This window comes from Nocardia goodfellowii (assembly GCF_017875645.1).
GTDB lineage: Bacteria > Actinomycetota > Actinomycetes > Mycobacteriales > Mycobacteriaceae > Nocardia > Nocardia goodfellowii.
Genome location: NZ_JAGGMR010000001.1, coordinates 2,140,299 through 2,155,322, shown reverse-complemented (window position 1 = coordinate 2,155,322; position 15,024 = coordinate 2,140,299). Strand labels below are relative to the sequence as shown.

The following is a 15,024-nucleotide window of genomic DNA, read 5'->3' as shown; positions in this document are numbered from 1 at the left end:
AAGAAGTGAAGCATGGATTCACTTCTTCACACAAGACCGGTCACGCCGTAGGGTCGAGGGGACGGGACGCAGTGTGGCGAAAGGTGCAAGTTATGAGCGTGCGAGTCGAACACAACGGGCCGGTGACCACGGTGATCCTGCACCGGCCCGAGGCACGGAACGCGGTGGACGGGCCCACCGCCGCGGCGCTGGCCGAAGCCTTCCGCGCCTTCGACGCCGACCCCGGCGCGGCCGTCGCCGTGCTGTGGGGCGAGGGCGGCACCTTCTGCGCGGGCGCGGACCTGAAGGCCTTGGGCACCGAACGCTCCAACCACGCGACCACCGAGGGCGACGGGCCGATGGGGCCCACCCGGATGAAGTTGTCCAAGCCGGTGATCGCCGCCGTCTCCGGGTACGCGGTCGCGGGCGGGCTGGAACTGGCGCTGTGGTGCGACCTCCGAGTCGCCGAGCAGGACAGCACCTTCGGCGTCTTCTGCCGCCGCTGGGGCGTGCCGTTGATCGACGGCGGCACGGTTCGGCTCCCCCGCATCATCGGCCACGGGCGCGCCATGGACATGGTGCTCACCGGCCGAGCCGTCAGCGCGCCGGAAGCCCTGCAAATGGGCTTGGTCAGCCGGGTGACCTCGACCGGGGACGCCCGCCGCGCCGCCGAAGAACTCGCCGCCGAACTCGCCCGGCTGCCCCAGACCTGCCTGCGCTCGGACCGCATGTCCATGCTGGAGCAGGACGGACTCGACGAGGAAGCCGCGCTGCGCAACGAATTCCAGCACGGTCTGACGGCCCTCATGGACGGCGCGCTGGACGGGGCCGCGCGGTTCGCGGCGGGCGAGGGACGCCACGGGGCGTCCCAACCCTGATGGACCGCCTCAGCGTTGTCGACGAGATCTTCCTCCGGACGCACCGCGGTCTCGGCACTCCCATTGCGCTGCAAGGTTTATGGCGGACAGCGGACCGTATCGATCCGGCGCTGCTGGCGCGGGTGCATGCCGCGCTCCGAGTAGGCCAGCTGGGGCGCAGGGTGATTCGGCCACGCGTCCCGGGCGCCCGGCGCGCCTGGCGAGCGACCATCCGCGCCTACCCCCTCGACTACGCGCTGACGCCGATTCCCGCTGCCGCCCTGCTGGATTGGGCCGACGCCCAAGGCCACTGCCTCGACCCCGAGTTCGGGCCCGGCTGGCGGTTGTCGGCCGCGGCGCTCGACGACGGCGGCACGGTGGTATCCCTGACCTGCTCCCATGCGCTCGCGGATGGGCGGGGGCTGGTGCACGCGGTAGACGCCGCACTCGCGACGATCTCGACCGGAGTTCCCAGCGATCCGGTATCAGATCCAGCTTCCGAACCGAATCGGCCCAGCGCGCGCCACTCGGTCAGTGCACTGGGAACGCCAGCGGCGGACCGCAATGCCCCTGCTCCCCCATCGAGCCCGCCCAGCTCGCACCATCCGGTCGAGGCGCCCGGCACACCAGCGGCGTACCGCAGTATCCCGGTTCCCCCATCGAGCCCGCCCAGCGTGCACCACTCGCTCGGTGCACTCGAAACGCCAACGGCTTACCGCAATGCCCCTACTCCCCCGCCCAGCCCACACCACCCGGTCAGCGCACTCGAAACACCAGCGGCTTACCGCAATGCCCCTGTAAGCCCATCAGAACAGCCCAGCTCACACCAACCGGTCGGGGCACCCGGCACACCAGCGGCGTACCGCAGTATCCCTGTACCGCAATCGGATTGGGCAGATGCGCTGCGTCAGTGGTCGATTGTCATCGGCGGCACGGCTCGCGCGCTGCGCCGCGGTATCCCGGAGCGGACCACCTCCGTTGTCCCGAATCGCGCACCAGGGCAACCCGACCCGCACAGCGCGATATTGCGCTGCCGCCGCACCGAATGGGACCGGATCGCGGGCGGCCAGGGCGGCACCGCTAACAGCCTGTTCGTCTGGCTGGTCACGAACATGCTGTGGGCCAGTGGGTTTCCGCACGACACGATCGAGGCCAGTCTGCCGGTCGATACGCGCACCGAACCGCGGACCGATAACGACCTCGCCATGACCTCGATCGGCCTCTCGCGCGCCGATGACGCCGCGTCGATCCGCGAAAAGGCCAGGGCGGCTTACGAGCATCGCATGTCCAGCCCTGGCGGGATGCCCGAAGAACTACTCCAGGTGATCCCCGATCGCTGGGCCTATCGCCTGTCGCGAGGCGCGGGTGAACGGGACATCCTGTGCTCCAACATCGGCTCGCTTCCCGATACCCTCAGCACCCTCGGACCCCACGCATGTACGGGGGTCGCGGCACGGGCCATCCATCCTGGGCTGCGACACCTGCCCCGCACCCGCCTGTCGGCCTACCTGTGCGATATCGGCGACTACTACACCCTGGCCGTGGTGTCTCTCGATCCAGCGATCGAATCGCCCACCGCCCTCATCGATACCGTCGCGGGAAGACTCGGAATTCCGTTGTCTCACTGGTGATCCCGATCCATCGGTCACTCAGACGGGCACCGAGCTACGCGGGCCCCGGTTCGACACCGTGGCCGGGGTTTCGATGCCCGGCTCCAGATCCGGGGCGGGGATGGGCTCGCCCCAAACCTGTTGCAGCGGTACCACACCCGCCCAGACACCACCGGTGGCGATGTCGGCCGGGTCGTCGCCGGGGCCGCCGGTGCGGATCTTGACCGAGGCTTCGGTGAGGTCGAGGGCGAGCACCAGGGTGGCGGCCATCTCTTTCTTGGAGGGCGGACGGACGCGATCCCAGGAGCCCGGAGCTGCGTGCTCCACGATGACCCGGAGGGCGTGCAGGCGGGCATCGGGGTCGGTGACTTCGAGGGCGCGGCCGCGGACGACGGCGGAGCGGTAGTTCATCGAGAAGTGCATGGCCGAACGGGCGTAGACCAGGCCGTCGACGTGGGTGACGGCCAGCGAGATATCGCCCATGAGCGCGGCGCGCATGTTGCCCGCGCCGGTGGACCCGTGCAGGTAGAGGGTGTCGCCGTCGCGGCCGTAGACGGTCGGCAAGACGACGGGAGCGCCGCCGAGCAGCACGCCGAGATGGCAGATCAGGCCCGCATCGAGGACGGCGTCCAAGTCGGCCCGGTCGGTGCGTGCGCGCTCCTTCATCCGGGTGACGGTGCTGCGCGGGGTCGGCGAGAGGGGCGTCCGGGTGCTGGCTGTCGTGCTCATGTGTCAAGCTTGCAAGGCGAAGTGGCATTCGAAAATAGCCAATTCAACGTAGATTGAGCAGGCCAATCGCGAGGGAGCCCGGTGCTGGAAGAATTGCCGCTCGTACTCGACCGCACTGCGGCGGATCCATTGTCGGTGCAGGTCGCCGCAGGTTTACGTGCGGCCGCAAACAGCGGAGTGCTGCGGGCGGCGGACCGACTGCCCTCGTCGCGGGCGCTCGCGCGGCAACTCGGGGTGAGCCGCACCGTGGTCGCCGCGGCGTACGACCAACTGCATGCCGAGGGCTGGTTGATCGGCAAACAGGGGTCGGGCACCTATCTGACCACCGCGCCCGCCGCGCCGCCTGTCCGGACCCTGCCGGTGGCCGGGCCGGACGAGGATGCGGAGCTGCTCGATCTCTTTCCCGGCGCGCCCTGCGTCGAAGCCCTGGATCAAGCCGCGTGGCGGCGGGCCTGGCGGGCCGCCGGGGACAACTCCGCGGTGGTCCGCCGGGATCGAGCGGGCGAACCGGACTACCGGGACGCCGTCGTCGAACACCTGCTGCGGCATCGCGGGCTGCGGGCCGGCAGCGACACCATGGTGCTGTCCACGGCCGGAACCAGCTCGGCGGTCGGCGAATTCGCGCATGCCGTGCTGCGGCCCGGTGATGTCGTCGCGATGGAGGATCCCGGATATCAGCGCGCCATGGGCGCTTTCCTCGCCGCGGGCATCACGGTGCGCCCGGTGCCCTGCGACGCCGACGGTCTGCGGGTCGACCTGATCCCGGACGGCGTGCATGCCGTGTATTGCACACCGGCGCATCAGTTCCCGCTCGGTGCGCGGATGCCCGCCGCACGCCGCGTGGAGCTCGTCGAATTCGCTCGCCGCGCGGGCGTTCCCATCGTCGAAGACGACTACGACGGCGAATTGCGTTACGACACAGCGCCTTTGCCACTGCTCGCCGCGATGGCTCCGGATGTGGTGATCCATCTCGGTACCACCAGCAAAATACTGTCCCCGGCCCTCGGCGTCGGCTGGCTCGTCGCCGCACCCGGCATCGTGCAGGCAGTCCTCGCCTACCGGGAGCGCACCGGCTCCGGCCCCAGCCCCGCCGGACAGCACGTCTTCACCGAGTTGGCCCGGCACGGCGATCTCGCCCGGCATCTGCGCCGCCTGCGCCGCACCCTGCCGCCGCGCCGAGAACTGCTGGTCAGCGAGTTGCGCCGACGCGGGCTCCCGGTTCTGGGTGACGACGCCGGATCACATGTGGTGGTCCCGCTGCCCTCCGCCGCCGCCGAGGACCAGGCCGTCGCCGAAGGTCGTGCACGCGGTATCGCCCTCGACGGTCTCGCCCGGCACCACCTGGCCACCCAGCAGAACCCGTATCCGCGAGTGCCCCAATCCGCCACTCAGTCCCCTCCGCCTGCCCTCGGCCGCCACACATTCGGCATCACCCTCGGCTACGCCGCACTCTCCCTGGCCGACCTCGCCCGCGCGGTCCCGATCGCCGCCGACTGCCTGGCCCGGGTCGCCGCGTCAACACACCGGCGAACACCCGGGGTGAGGTCGCCGACACACGGGTGGTCCAGCCCGAACCGCCGACGGCGGGCATAGCATGGTCGGCATGACCGAACAGGACATCCTGGCTCGTATCAAGCAACTGGTCGACGCGGAGCACGAACTGCGCGCCAAAGCGGAGGCCCACGAGGTCGACCCGGTGACCGAGCGGCAGCGCTTGGCCGAGCTGGAGGTATTGCTCGACCAGTGCTGGGATCTGCTGCGGCAGCGCCGCGCGCGGATCGACGCCGGCGCCTCCCCCGACGACGCGCAGATCAACCCGCCCCGCCAGGTCGAGGGATACCTGCAGTAATCGGCCCGTTTCCCTCCCGACGCGCGGGGTAGTTCGCCGTAATGAACGATTCAGAGCCCAAGACCACAGATACCGATAACGGCCCCGATCAGGCGGACGACGACGTGCAGAGCGATCCCGCCAAGGGCTCCGACGGCCCCAGCGACTGGTCCGACGAAGGCGGCGCCACCCCAACCGGCCCCGCCGACACCGGCGATCAAACGCAGTGACCACCGCCCACCCCTCGCAGGACCGCTCGCCGAGCGAAAAGCACGGACCACCACGCAACGACCTCGAGCAACCCGGCGAACCCGCCTGCATGCTCAGCGAGGTATGCCCAGCATGCGGGCGCGTACGCTCCGACATCTACGCCCCCGGTTGCGACGAGTGCTGCCGTTGAAGCGAAGAATGCCCAGCATGCGGGCGCGCTCCAATCCACGCCCGGGATGATGCCGAGCGGCACGTTGCCCGGCACGACGAATGCCGCCGCCGACCCGACGGAATCCGCAACCAGCGGAGTACTCGGAGCGCATAGGCGCCGACATCCACGCCCGCTTTGCGACGAGTGCCGCCGTTAGCGCGAGCGAACGGCAACCAGCGCGCTGTGCCCACCATCAGGGCGCGCGCGGGTGCTCTCGCCTCCACGCCCCCGGCTGCGCCGAGTGCCGCCGCTGACCTCAGCGAACACGCAACCACCGGAGTACGCGAGGCGCGAGCGCTCCGACATCCACGCCCCGTAGTGGACGACTGCCGCAGTTAACTCGACGGAACCCGCAACCAGCGGAGTACCCGGAGCGCGTACGCTCCGACATCCCCGCCCAGGTTGTGACGAGTGGAGCGAACGGCAACCAGCGCGGTGTGCCCACCCATCAGGGCGCGCGCGTGCGCTCTCGGGTCGACGCCCCGGTTGTGACTCGCGCCGCCGCTGACCTCAGCGAACACGCGGCCACAGCGCGTTGCACCCACCATGCGGAGGCCGTTCGCTCCGACCTCTACACCGGATAACGACGAATGCCGCGCTCGCCCGGCCGAACCACCACCAGCGATATCGGGCCCTTCGCGACCCTGTGGTGCAGCACGATCTGGTGACTTCTGTCTGGGTCGGCTTGCGTGCGTCGATACCATCGAATGATGGTGGCAACGACCGATATCCAGACCGCTGATGGGATCGTGCGGGGTCGGCGGGGCCGTCGCGTACTGCGCTGGCGGGCAGTGCCGTATGCGGCGCCGCCGGTGGGCGAGTGGCGGTTTCGAGCACCGCGGCCGGTGCAGCCCTGGACCGGGGTGCGGGATGCGACGGAGTTCGGCTTCGCCGCCATGCAGCATCGGTCGGGTGCGCGGATCGGCCCGCGCCAATATCAGCCGACCAGCGAGGACTCGCTGACGCTGAATGTCACCGCGCCGGTGGCGGAGTCGGCGACACCGCGCCCGGTCATGGTGTTCATCCACGGCGGCGGATACCTGATGGGCACCTCGGCGCTGGGCCTGTATTCCGGTGCGCGGTTGGCACTGCGCGGTGATGTCATCGTGGTGTCGATCAACTATCGGCTGGGAGCGTTCGGCTACGTCGACTTCAGCGAATTCTCCACTCCAGAACGGCCTTTCGAATCGAATCTGGGCCTGCGTGATCAGGTCGCCGCATTGGAGTGGGTGCGGCGCAATATCGCGGCCTTCGGCGGCGATCCGGACAACGTCACCGTCTTCGGTGAATCCGCGGGTGCGCACGCCGTTCTCGCGCTGTTCGCCACTCCGGCCGCCGGAGGCCTGTTCCACCGCGGTATCGCGCAGAGCCCGCCCGCGGATTGGGCGATGACCGCCGACGACGCCCGCCTCTTCGCCCGGCGCTGCCTGAGCGCGTTGGGCGCCGACCCCGCCGACCCCACCGACGCCGTCCGGGCGCTGACCGAGTCCTCCGCCAACGACATTCGTAAAGCCGTCGCCCGCGTTCTCAGTCAGGTATTGCGGGAACATCCCGGATTGTTCGCCGCGTCCCCGGTCGTGGACGGCGACTTCCTGCCGCAGTCACCGATCGACGCGTTCACCGACGGCACCGCGCACCAGCTGCCGCTCATCATCGGCACCTGCCGTGACGAGGGCACCCTGTTCGCCCGCTTCGCCGACGGGCTGCCGACCAATCCGCAACGCCTGCACACCGTGTTCACGCGCGCGGGCGAGGATGTCGAATCCCGTGTCACGGCAGCGTATCCCGGCTATCCGCAGAACAGCGTCGCGGTGCGGATGGGTGGCGACTACGTTTTCTGGCGGCCGTCGGTCACCGTCATGGAGACGCACAGCAGACATGCGCCCACCTACGCCTACCGCTACGATTTCGCGCCGCGCGCGCTCCAGCTGGCGAAGGTCGGTGCCACCCACGCCACCGATCTGGTGCCGGTGTTCGGCGCCACGGACGGCCCGATCGGACGAGCGTTCACCGCGGCGGGCGGACGGCACGGACTCCAGGTGGTGACCCGCCAATTCCAGGACAACTGGCTCGAATTCGCCCGCACCGGAGCCCCGCTGCCGTCCTGGCCGGCCTATACCGAAGAACGCCGCACCACGCTGATCATCGATGACCCCACCCGCCTGGAACATGATCCGGACCGGGCCAAACGCCTCGCCTGGCAGGGAATCCGCGCGTCGACGCTCACTTGAGCAGGCGGGACATGCGGCGGTCGGCGAGAATCTTGCCGCCGGTCTGGCAGGTGGGGCAGTACTGGAAGGACCGCTCCGCGTAGGAGACCTCGCGGACGGTGTCGCCACAGACCGGGCACGGCGAGCCGGTGCGGGCGTGCACGCGCATCCCGGAACGCTTCTCGCCCTTCAAACGCGCGGCATCTTGCCCGACGGAGCGCTGCACCGCGTCGGTGAGGACTTCCCGCATGGCGCCGTAGAGTTCCGACATCTTCTGGGCCGGCATGGTTTTGGTGCTGGCGAACGGCGAGATCTTGGCGGTGTGCAGTATCTCGTCGGAGTAGGCGTTGCCGATCCCGGCGAGCAGTGTCTGGTCGACGATGGCCGTCTTGATGCGCTGTGAAGCGCCACGCAGGATCTCGGTGAACTGCTCTTCGGTGACCTCGAGCGCGTCGGGGCCGAGCCGCGCGATCCCGGGGACCAGTTTCGGATCTTCGACGATGTAGACCGCCAGCCGTTTCTTGGTTCCCGCCTCGGTGAGGTCGAAGGCCGGTGTCGCGCCTTCCGGATCGAAGAAATGCACCCGCAGCGCGAGCGGGCTCTTGCCGCCCGGCTTCGGCGGTGTCTGACTGGGCTCATCGAGCCAGCGCAACCAGCCGCCGTGGGACAGGTGCGTGATCAACCACAGACCATCGCAATCCATCCCCAGGAACTTCCCCCAGCGCGCCGCGCCGGTGACGTCTCGCCCGGACAGCGCTGTCACGGGCGGGTCGAAGGTTTTCACCGCGCTCAAGGCCGCCACATCGACACGCCCCACCACCGCGCCGACTGCATGCTCCCGCAGGAACTGCGCCAACGCCTCTACTTCCGGCAGTTCAGGCACGAGTCACAGGCTACCCGCGGACACCGACAAAAACGGCTGATCAGCCGCGTCGCAGCTGGTAGACGTCCATGATCCAGCCCTTTTCGGCGCGCAACCGCGTCCGGACGTCCACGATCCGCCGCTCGACCTCGCGCAGCGGACCCGCGATCAATACCTCGTCGGGCATGCCCAGGTACGCGCCCCACCAGATGTGCACATCGTCGCCGGGCACCTCGGTGAACGAGCAGTCACCGTCCAACATGACCACCGCGGAATCGCCGAGCCCCTCCTCGCGCAACCGGCGACCGGTGGTGATGTGCACCGGTTCGCCGATCCGGTGCAGCACCATGCGGTGCCGGGCGGCCAGCGCCTGCACACTCGTCACCCCGGGGATCACCTCGTAGTCGAAGGACGCGCCCTGCTCCAGCACCCGCTCGACCATCCGCAGCGTGCTGTCGTAGAGCGCGGGATCACCCCAGACGAGCAGACCGCCGACGCCCTCGGCCTCCTCGAACCCCACCCGGAGCAGGGCGGCGCGCCGGTCGTGCCAATCCTCGACCACGCCTTGGTAATCGGCGGGCGCGCGCTCCCGCGGCGGATCGGGGATCTCCACGATTCGGTAGGGCCGGTCCATATGCTCGGACAGGATCGCGGTGCGCACGTCGAGCAGTTCCTGCTTCTCCGCGCCCTTGCCGATGACGAAGAACACCTCGACCTGGCGCATGGCCTTGATGGCCTGCACGGTTACCTGGTCGGGGTCGCCCGCACCGATGCCGATCACGTAGAGCTTGCGCATGTGCCGAGAGCTTTCCATGCGAGGCGCACACTAAGCTCGTCACCCGTGGCGACCGATACGCAGTACGAGGATCTGCTCCGGCTGGTGCTGGAGTCCGGCACGGCGAAGGCGGACCGCACCGGGACCGGCACCCGCAGTGTGTTCGGGCACCAGTTGCGTTATGACCTATCGCAAGGGTTTCCGCTGGTCACCACGAAGAAAGTGCATGTGAAATCGATCGTGTACGAGTTGCTGTGGTTCCTGCGCGGTGACTCCAACGTGGGTTGGCTGCGCGAGCACGGCGTCACCATCTGGGACGAGTGGGCGGACGCGAACGGCGAACTCGGCCCGGTGTACGGCGTGCAGTGGCGTTCCTGGCCGACACCGGACGGCGGGCACATCGACCAGATCAGTCAGGTCCTCGAGACGCTGCGCGGCAATCCGGATTCGCGCCGCATCATCGTCTCGGCGTGGAACGTGGCCGAGCTGGACCAGATGGCGCTGGCACCGTGCCACGCGTTCTTCCAGTTCTATGTGGCCGACGGGAAGCTGTCCTGCCAGCTGTATCAGCGCAGCGCCGACCTGTTCCTCGGCGTGCCGTTCAATATCGCCAGCTACGCGTTGCTCACGCACATGGTGGCCCAGCAGACGGGGCTGGAACTCGGCGACTTCATCTGGACCGGCGGCGACTGCCATATCTACGACAACCACCTCGAGCAGGTCACCGAGCAGCTGACCAGGCCGCCGTACCCGTTCCCGGCGCTGCGCCTGAACCGGGCGCCGTCGCTGTTCGAGTACCGCTTCGAGGATGTGGAAGTCGTTGACTACCACCATCATCCGGCGATCAAGGCGCCGGTGGCGGTGTGAACCCGCGCAAGATCAGCCTGATCTGGGCCCAGGCCCGCGACGGCGTCATCGGGTTCGAGAACACCATCCCCTGGCGACTACCCGAGGACATGGCCAACTTCAAGGCCATGACCTGGGGTCATCCGGTCATCATGGGCCGGCGCACCTGGGATTCGCTGCCCGCGAAATACCGCCCGCTGGCGGGCCGGCGCAATATCGTGGTGACCCGGCAGACCGGCTGGTCCGCCGATGGCGCGGACCGCGCCGGATCCGTCGAGGAGGCGCTGGCGCTGGCCGACGGCGACGTCTGGGTGATGGGCGGCGGCGAAATCTACCGTGCGACTATGGAACTCGCCACCGACCTGCTGGTCACCGAGGTGGACACCAGAGTCGACGGCGACGCCTACGCCCCGGCGATCGGCCCCGAATGGCAAGCGGCGCCGGAGCCTTGGCGAGAATCGTCGTCCGGGCTGCGGTTCCGGATCGTGCGCTACACCCGCTGACTCGCCCGCCCAAACCCCGCCCGCCACAAACGCCGGTCGGGCATACTCCTGATGCCAGCCCAGCACCGATGAAGTGATGCGAAAGGCAATCTCGCTATGGACAAGAAATCGCTGACAGCGGTCGCCCGCCAACAGCTCAAGTTGGCTGCTACCGCGACCAGCGGACGCAGTTCGCAAACGATCTTCGGCGGCCACGCCGCCTCGCTCCGGCAGACCGTCGTCGGCCTGTCGGCAGGGCAGAGCCTGGCCGAGCACGACAACGCGGGCGACGCCACACTCCTGGTACTCAGCGGCACGCTGACCCTGATCAGTGGCAGCAACGAGTGGAAGGGTTCGGCCGGCGACCTGCTGGTCGTGCCGAAGGCCAGGCACAGCGTCAAGGCCAACGAGGACGTCGCGTTCCTGCTCACGGTGGCCAAGTAAGGTCACGCTGAGCCGGGGGGCACGCGGTCGCGGCTACTAGGCTGGTGGCCATGGGTGAGCCACAGCCGATTCTCGATCCACTCTCACCGAGCGCGCTTTTCCTGGTCGTGACCATCGACGAGGGCGGCGAGCCGGCTGTGCGCGACCTGCTCGAGGACCTGGCCGGTCTCAAGCGTTCGGTCGGCTTCCGGGTGCCCGGTTCCGGGCTCACCATCGTCACCTCGATCGGCTCGGCGGCGTGGGATCGGCTGTTCAGCGGCCCGCGTCCGGCCGCGCTGCGCGAGTTCCCCGGCTACTTCGGCCCCAAGCATCAGGCCCCCGCCACCCCGGGCGATCTGCTGTTCCACATCAAGTCCGAAACCCCGGACGCCGCTTTCGAATTGGCGATGGCGATCGGCCAGCGGCTGGAAGGCGCGGCCACGATCGTCGACGAGACCCTCGGCTTCCGCTATTTCGAACAGCGTGATCTGCTCGGCTTCGTCGACGGCACCGAGAATCCCGAGGGGCCGCTCGCGAAGGCAGCGGCGCTGATCGGGGACGAGGACCCCGAATTCGCCGGCGGCAGCTACGTCGCCGTGCAGAAATACCTCCACGATCTCGCCGCGTGGCGCGCCTTGCCGGTCGCCGAGCAGGAGCGCGTGATCGGCCGCACCAAGCTCGAGGATTACGAGCTGTCCGACGAGGACAAGCCCGCCGACTCGCATGTGGCCGTGAACACCGTCACCGATCCCGAGACCGGCGCGGAACGCAAGATCCTGCGTGCCAACATGCCCTTCGGCAGTGTCAAGGAGGGCGAGTTCGGCACGTACTACATCGCCTACGCGGCCTCCCCCGACGTCACCGATTCCATGCTGGTCCGGATGTTCCTCGGCACCGAGGACGCGACCCACGACCGCATCCTTGATTTCTCCACGGCAATCACGGGTACCCAATTCTTTACACCGTCCGCCGACTTCTTCGAAGACCTGCCCGACCCTCCGGGAGCATCCCGGGAATCTTCGGAGCAGGTGGACGTGCGCAGCAATGGCAGCGGCTCACTCGGCATCGGCACATTGAAAAGGAGCAGGTCATGAACAACCTCCATCGGGAGCTAGCGCCGATCACCTCCGAGGCATGGAAGGCGATCGAGGAAGAAGCCGGCCGTACCTTCAAGCGCCACATCGCGGGCCGCCGCGTGGTGGATTTGTCCGGCCCGCACGGCGAGGACTACAACGCCGTCGGCCTGGGCCGCACCCAGGCGATCAGCGCGCCCGATTCCGGCGTGCAGGCACGTCAGCGCGTGGTCGCGCCGCTGGTGGAACTGCGGGTGCCGTTCACGCTGTCGCGCACCGAACTGAACAATGTCGAGCGCGGCGCGCAGGACGCCGACCTGGACCCGGTGAAGGACGCCGCCCGCAAGATCGCTTTCGCCGAGGATCGCGCGATCTTCGAGGGCTACGAAGCGGCCGGTATCGCCGGTGTGCGGGCGAGCTCGTCCAACGAGGCGATCAAGGTGCCGGCCGATCCGAAGCAGGTCCCCGAGGCCGTCACCCAGGCGCTGACCGCGTTGCGGCTGGCCGGTGTCGACGGGCCGTATTCGGTGCTGCTCAGCGCCGATCTCTACACCGCGGTCAGTGAGACCTCCGATCACGGCCACCCGATCCGCACGCACATCGAACGCCTCATCCCCGAGGGCGAGATCATCTGGGCCCCCGCCATCGACGGCGCCTTCGTGCTCACCACGCGCGGCGGCGATTTCGACCTGAACCTGGGCCAGGACCTGTCCATCGGCTACCTGTCGCACGACGCCGAGAACGTGCAGCTCTACTTCCAGGAGAGCCTGCAATTCCTGGTCTACACCGGCGAAGCCGCGGTCGCGCTCGAAGCCTGACCGGATTGACCTCCGCCCGGCAGACGGTAGCGTGAAGCCGCTGACGCAGGAGGTCGATGATGGTGCGCGCGGGTGTGGTGCCGGGGCAGCGAATCGCGCTGTACACCGGGGCGGGAATAGCGGTGGCGGCGGTGCTGTGCCTGCTGGTCGTGGGCGTGTTCGGGCCGTATCGGGTGTTCACCGGCGCGCTGGCCGGAGTGGTGGCCGGGGTCGCGGTGCTCGTGGCGCTGTTCGCCCGGGACGCGATCGTGCTGACCGACGGCGGCATCTACGAGCGGGTGCCGTGGCACGAGTCGAGTATCGACTGGGGTCGAGTGGTCGCCGGGCGGTTCACGCTCGACGACCGCGGGCGCTGGTCGCTGGCGCTGGATCTCGCCGGGGGTGACGAACCGCACGGCGAATTGGTGCTGTTGTCCATCCCGCCGGTGGCGGGGCCCATAGCCGGAGCGTATGACCTGCGCAAACGGGAGCAGGTGCACGAGATTCGGGAGCTGCTGCGGCGCAAGAAGATCCCGGTGACGGTGCTGCCGGAGATCGCGGATGCGCTCAGCACCCACTGGAAAATCGCGCCGCCGACCCGGTGAGCGGCCGTCCCGCGGTTATAGGGTGACGGGCGGGGCCGGGGTCCAGTAGTTTGAGTGCTGTGTCGATGATGAAGGGCGCCAACGTTCCGGTGCCGATGCCCGTGGTCCGCATCGAACTGGGGTGGCAGTCAGGTCCCGGGGTTCCGGACGCGGATGCCTCCGCGCTCCTGTTGGCGGGGGGAAAAGTCCGCTCGGACAACGATTTCGTGTTCTACAACCAGCCGCAGCACAGCTCCGGCGCGGTACGGCACGAGGGCAAGCAGCAGGGCCCCACGGTGCTGGACCAGCTCTGGGTGAACCTCGGTCAGGTGGAACCGCAGATCGAGACCATCGTCATCGCGGCTTCGTCCGACGGCGGCACGTTCGGGCAGTTCCACGGCCTGTATGTCCGGGTGCTCGACGCGAACAACGGCGCGGAGGTGGCGCGGTTCGACAGCACCGGGGCCACCAGCGAGACGGCGTTCGTGCTCGGTGAGCTGTACCGCCGGCAGGGCGCGTGGAAGTTCCGCGCGGTCGGGCAGGGCTACGATACCGGCCTGGCCGGATTGGCCACGGAATACGGCATTTCCGTCGACGACGCACCCACTCCGCCACCGGCACAGCAGTATTCGCCGCCGCCGCCGCAGTTCACCCCGCCGCCCGTGCCGCCGCAGCAGTTCGCGCCGCCGCCGACCCAGCAGCCGGCGCCGCCGCCGCAATATGCCCCGCCGCCACAGCAATTCGCGCCGCCCGCTCAGCCGTTCACGCCCCCGCCGCCGCAATACCAGCAGCCGCCCCAGCCGCAATACCAGCAGCCGCCGCAGCCGCAATATCAGCAGCCGCCGCAGCAGGGCTTCGCGCCACCGCCGCCCGTCGGCGGCGCGCCGGTGAATCTGAGCAAGATCTCGCTCACCAAGGAAGCGCCCTCGGTCTCGCTGACCAAGTCGGGCGCGACCGGCGGCACCATGCGGATCAACTTGAACTGGACCACCACCCGGCCCGCCAAGGGCGGTGGCCTGTTCGGGCGGCGTTCGCGCGGCGGCAACGGCGGGCTCGACCTCGACCTGTGCTGCTTCTTCGAACTGGCCGACGGCCGCATCGGTTCGGTGCGAGCGCTGGACCGCTCCTTCGGTGACCTGGCTCGTCCGCCCTATATCCGGCTCGATCAGGACGACCGCACCGGTGCGAGCGCCACCGGTGAGAATCTCGACATCAACCTGGATTTCACCAGCCAGTTCCGCCGGATTCTGGTGTTCACCTCGATCTACGAGGGCGCCAAGGACTTTCGTGGCGTGCACGCCACGGTCACCCTGTATCCGCTGAACTCCACCCCGATCGAGATGACACTCGACGGCTGCCAGGACGATTCGCGCGACGCGGTCCTGGCGCATATCGAGAACCTGAACGGGGAGCTGGTGGTTCGGCGCGAGGGCACCTTCATCCGGCCGCCCGCCGGTCAGCCCGGTGCCGGTGTCATGGAGATCGCGCGGCTGTACAACTGGGACTTCGGGTTCAAGGCGGGCCGCGGCAAGGGCTGATCCGCGCCTG

16 protein-coding genes are annotated in these 15,024 nt (G+C 68.8%); 13 read left to right on the top strand and 3 right to left on the bottom strand.

The annotated features are described in order from the left end of the window. Positions 1–92: 92 nt before the first annotated feature. Both BJ987_RS09445 and BJ987_RS37195 read left to right on the top strand, forming a co-directional pair. The gene (locus BJ987_RS09445; protein ID WP_209886962.1) at positions 93–857 is read left to right on the top strand and encodes a crotonase/enoyl-CoA hydratase family protein; all 765 of its coding nucleotides are present in this window, start codon (positions 93–95) and stop codon (positions 855–857) included. Next, positions 857–2,467, top strand: a complete 1,611-nt coding sequence (locus tag BJ987_RS37195) for a hypothetical protein (protein WP_245365882.1) — start codon at positions 857–859, stop codon at positions 2,465–2,467. The genes BJ987_RS09445 and BJ987_RS37195 overlap by 1 nt, the downstream gene beginning before the upstream one ends. Positions 2,468–2,485: 18 nt before the next feature. Here the strand turns inward: BJ987_RS37195 and BJ987_RS09435 are convergent, their stop codons facing one another. Next, positions 2,486–3,175: a pyridoxamine 5'-phosphate oxidase family protein gene (locus BJ987_RS09435; protein ID WP_209886959.1), complete on the bottom strand. Its 690-nt coding sequence runs from the start codon at positions 3,173–3,175 to the stop codon at positions 2,486–2,488. Positions 3,176–3,256: 81 nt separating this feature from the next. Here BJ987_RS09435 and BJ987_RS09430 point away from each other — a divergent pair, with 81 nt between their 5' ends. The 4 genes from BJ987_RS09430 (at position 3,257) to BJ987_RS09415 (ending at position 7,655) form a co-directional block, all read left to right on the top strand. Beyond that, positions 3,257–4,768, top strand: coding sequence for an aminotransferase-like domain-containing protein (locus tag BJ987_RS09430; RefSeq protein ID WP_209886956.1), 1,512 nt, complete (start codon positions 3,257–3,259; stop codon positions 4,766–4,768). Positions 4,769–4,778: 10 nt separating this feature from the next. Then, the gene (locus BJ987_RS09425) at positions 4,779–5,024 is read left to right on the top strand and encodes a DUF2630 family protein (protein ID WP_209886953.1); all 246 of its coding nucleotides are present in this window, start codon (positions 4,779–4,781) and stop codon (positions 5,022–5,024) included. A gap of 41 nt (positions 5,025–5,065) precedes the next feature. Next, a complete protein-coding gene (locus tag BJ987_RS09420; RefSeq protein WP_209886950.1) occupies positions 5,066–5,233 on the top strand; it encodes a hypothetical protein in 168 nt (55 codons plus the stop codon). Positions 5,234–6,134: 901 nt separating this feature from the next. After that, entirely contained in the window at positions 6,135–7,655 is a 1,521-nt protein-coding gene (locus BJ987_RS09415; RefSeq protein WP_209886946.1) for a carboxylesterase/lipase family protein, read from the top strand. On the opposite strand, the gene BJ987_RS09410 is transcribed toward BJ987_RS09415, so the two are convergent. Together BJ987_RS09410 and cobF are read right to left on the bottom strand one after the other, a co-directional pair. Continuing rightward, entirely contained in the window at positions 7,648–8,517 is an 870-nt protein-coding gene (locus tag BJ987_RS09410; protein WP_209886943.1) for an Fpg/Nei family DNA glycosylase, read from the bottom strand. The two genes, BJ987_RS09415 and BJ987_RS09410, sit on opposite strands and share 8 nt — an antisense overlap. A gap of 40 nt (positions 8,518–8,557) precedes the next feature. Then, complete coding sequence (gene cobF, locus BJ987_RS09405; RefSeq protein WP_209898110.1) at positions 8,558–9,292, bottom strand: precorrin-6A synthase (deacetylating); 735 nt, start codon at positions 9,290–9,292, stop codon at positions 8,558–8,560. 45 nt (positions 9,293–9,337) lie between these two features. Between cobF and BJ987_RS09400 the strand changes: the two genes are divergently transcribed. The 7 genes from BJ987_RS09400 to BJ987_RS09370 all read left to right on the top strand — a co-directional run bounded on the left by BJ987_RS09400 (position 9,338) and on the right by BJ987_RS09370 (position 15,014). After that, positions 9,338–10,138, top strand: coding sequence for a thymidylate synthase (locus BJ987_RS09400; protein ID WP_209886940.1), 801 nt, complete (start codon positions 9,338–9,340; stop codon positions 10,136–10,138). Continuing rightward, positions 10,135–10,620 carry a dihydrofolate reductase gene (locus BJ987_RS09395; protein ID WP_209886937.1) on the top strand — a complete coding sequence of 162 codons (486 nt, stop codon included), beginning with the start codon at positions 10,135–10,137 and terminating at the stop codon, positions 10,618–10,620. Before BJ987_RS09400 ends, BJ987_RS09395 begins: the two co-directional genes overlap by 4 nt. A 96-nt stretch (positions 10,621–10,716) precedes the next feature. Then, positions 10,717–11,043, top strand: a complete 327-nt coding sequence (locus BJ987_RS09390) for a cupin domain-containing protein (protein WP_209886933.1) — start codon at positions 10,717–10,719, stop codon at positions 11,041–11,043. A gap of 50 nt (positions 11,044–11,093) precedes the next feature. Beyond that, entirely contained in the window at positions 11,094–12,116 is a 1,023-nt protein-coding gene (locus tag BJ987_RS09385; RefSeq protein ID WP_209886930.1) for a Dyp-type peroxidase, read from the top strand. After that, positions 12,113–12,913 (top strand): family 1 encapsulin nanocompartment shell protein, encoded by an 801-nt coding sequence (locus BJ987_RS09380; protein WP_209886929.1) that lies wholly within the window; start codon positions 12,113–12,115, stop codon positions 12,911–12,913. Before BJ987_RS09385 ends, BJ987_RS09380 begins: the two co-directional genes overlap by 4 nt. Positions 12,914–12,969: 56 nt before the next feature. Then, a complete protein-coding gene (locus BJ987_RS09375) occupies positions 12,970–13,497 on the top strand; it encodes a hypothetical protein (protein WP_209886926.1) in 528 nt (175 codons plus the stop codon). A gap of 65 nt (positions 13,498–13,562) precedes the next feature. Continuing rightward, positions 13,563–15,014 carry a TerD family protein gene (locus BJ987_RS09370; RefSeq protein WP_209898108.1) on the top strand — a complete coding sequence of 484 codons (1,452 nt, stop codon included), beginning with the start codon at positions 13,563–13,565 and terminating at the stop codon, positions 15,012–15,014. The last annotated feature ends 10 nt before the right edge of the window (positions 15,015–15,024 follow it).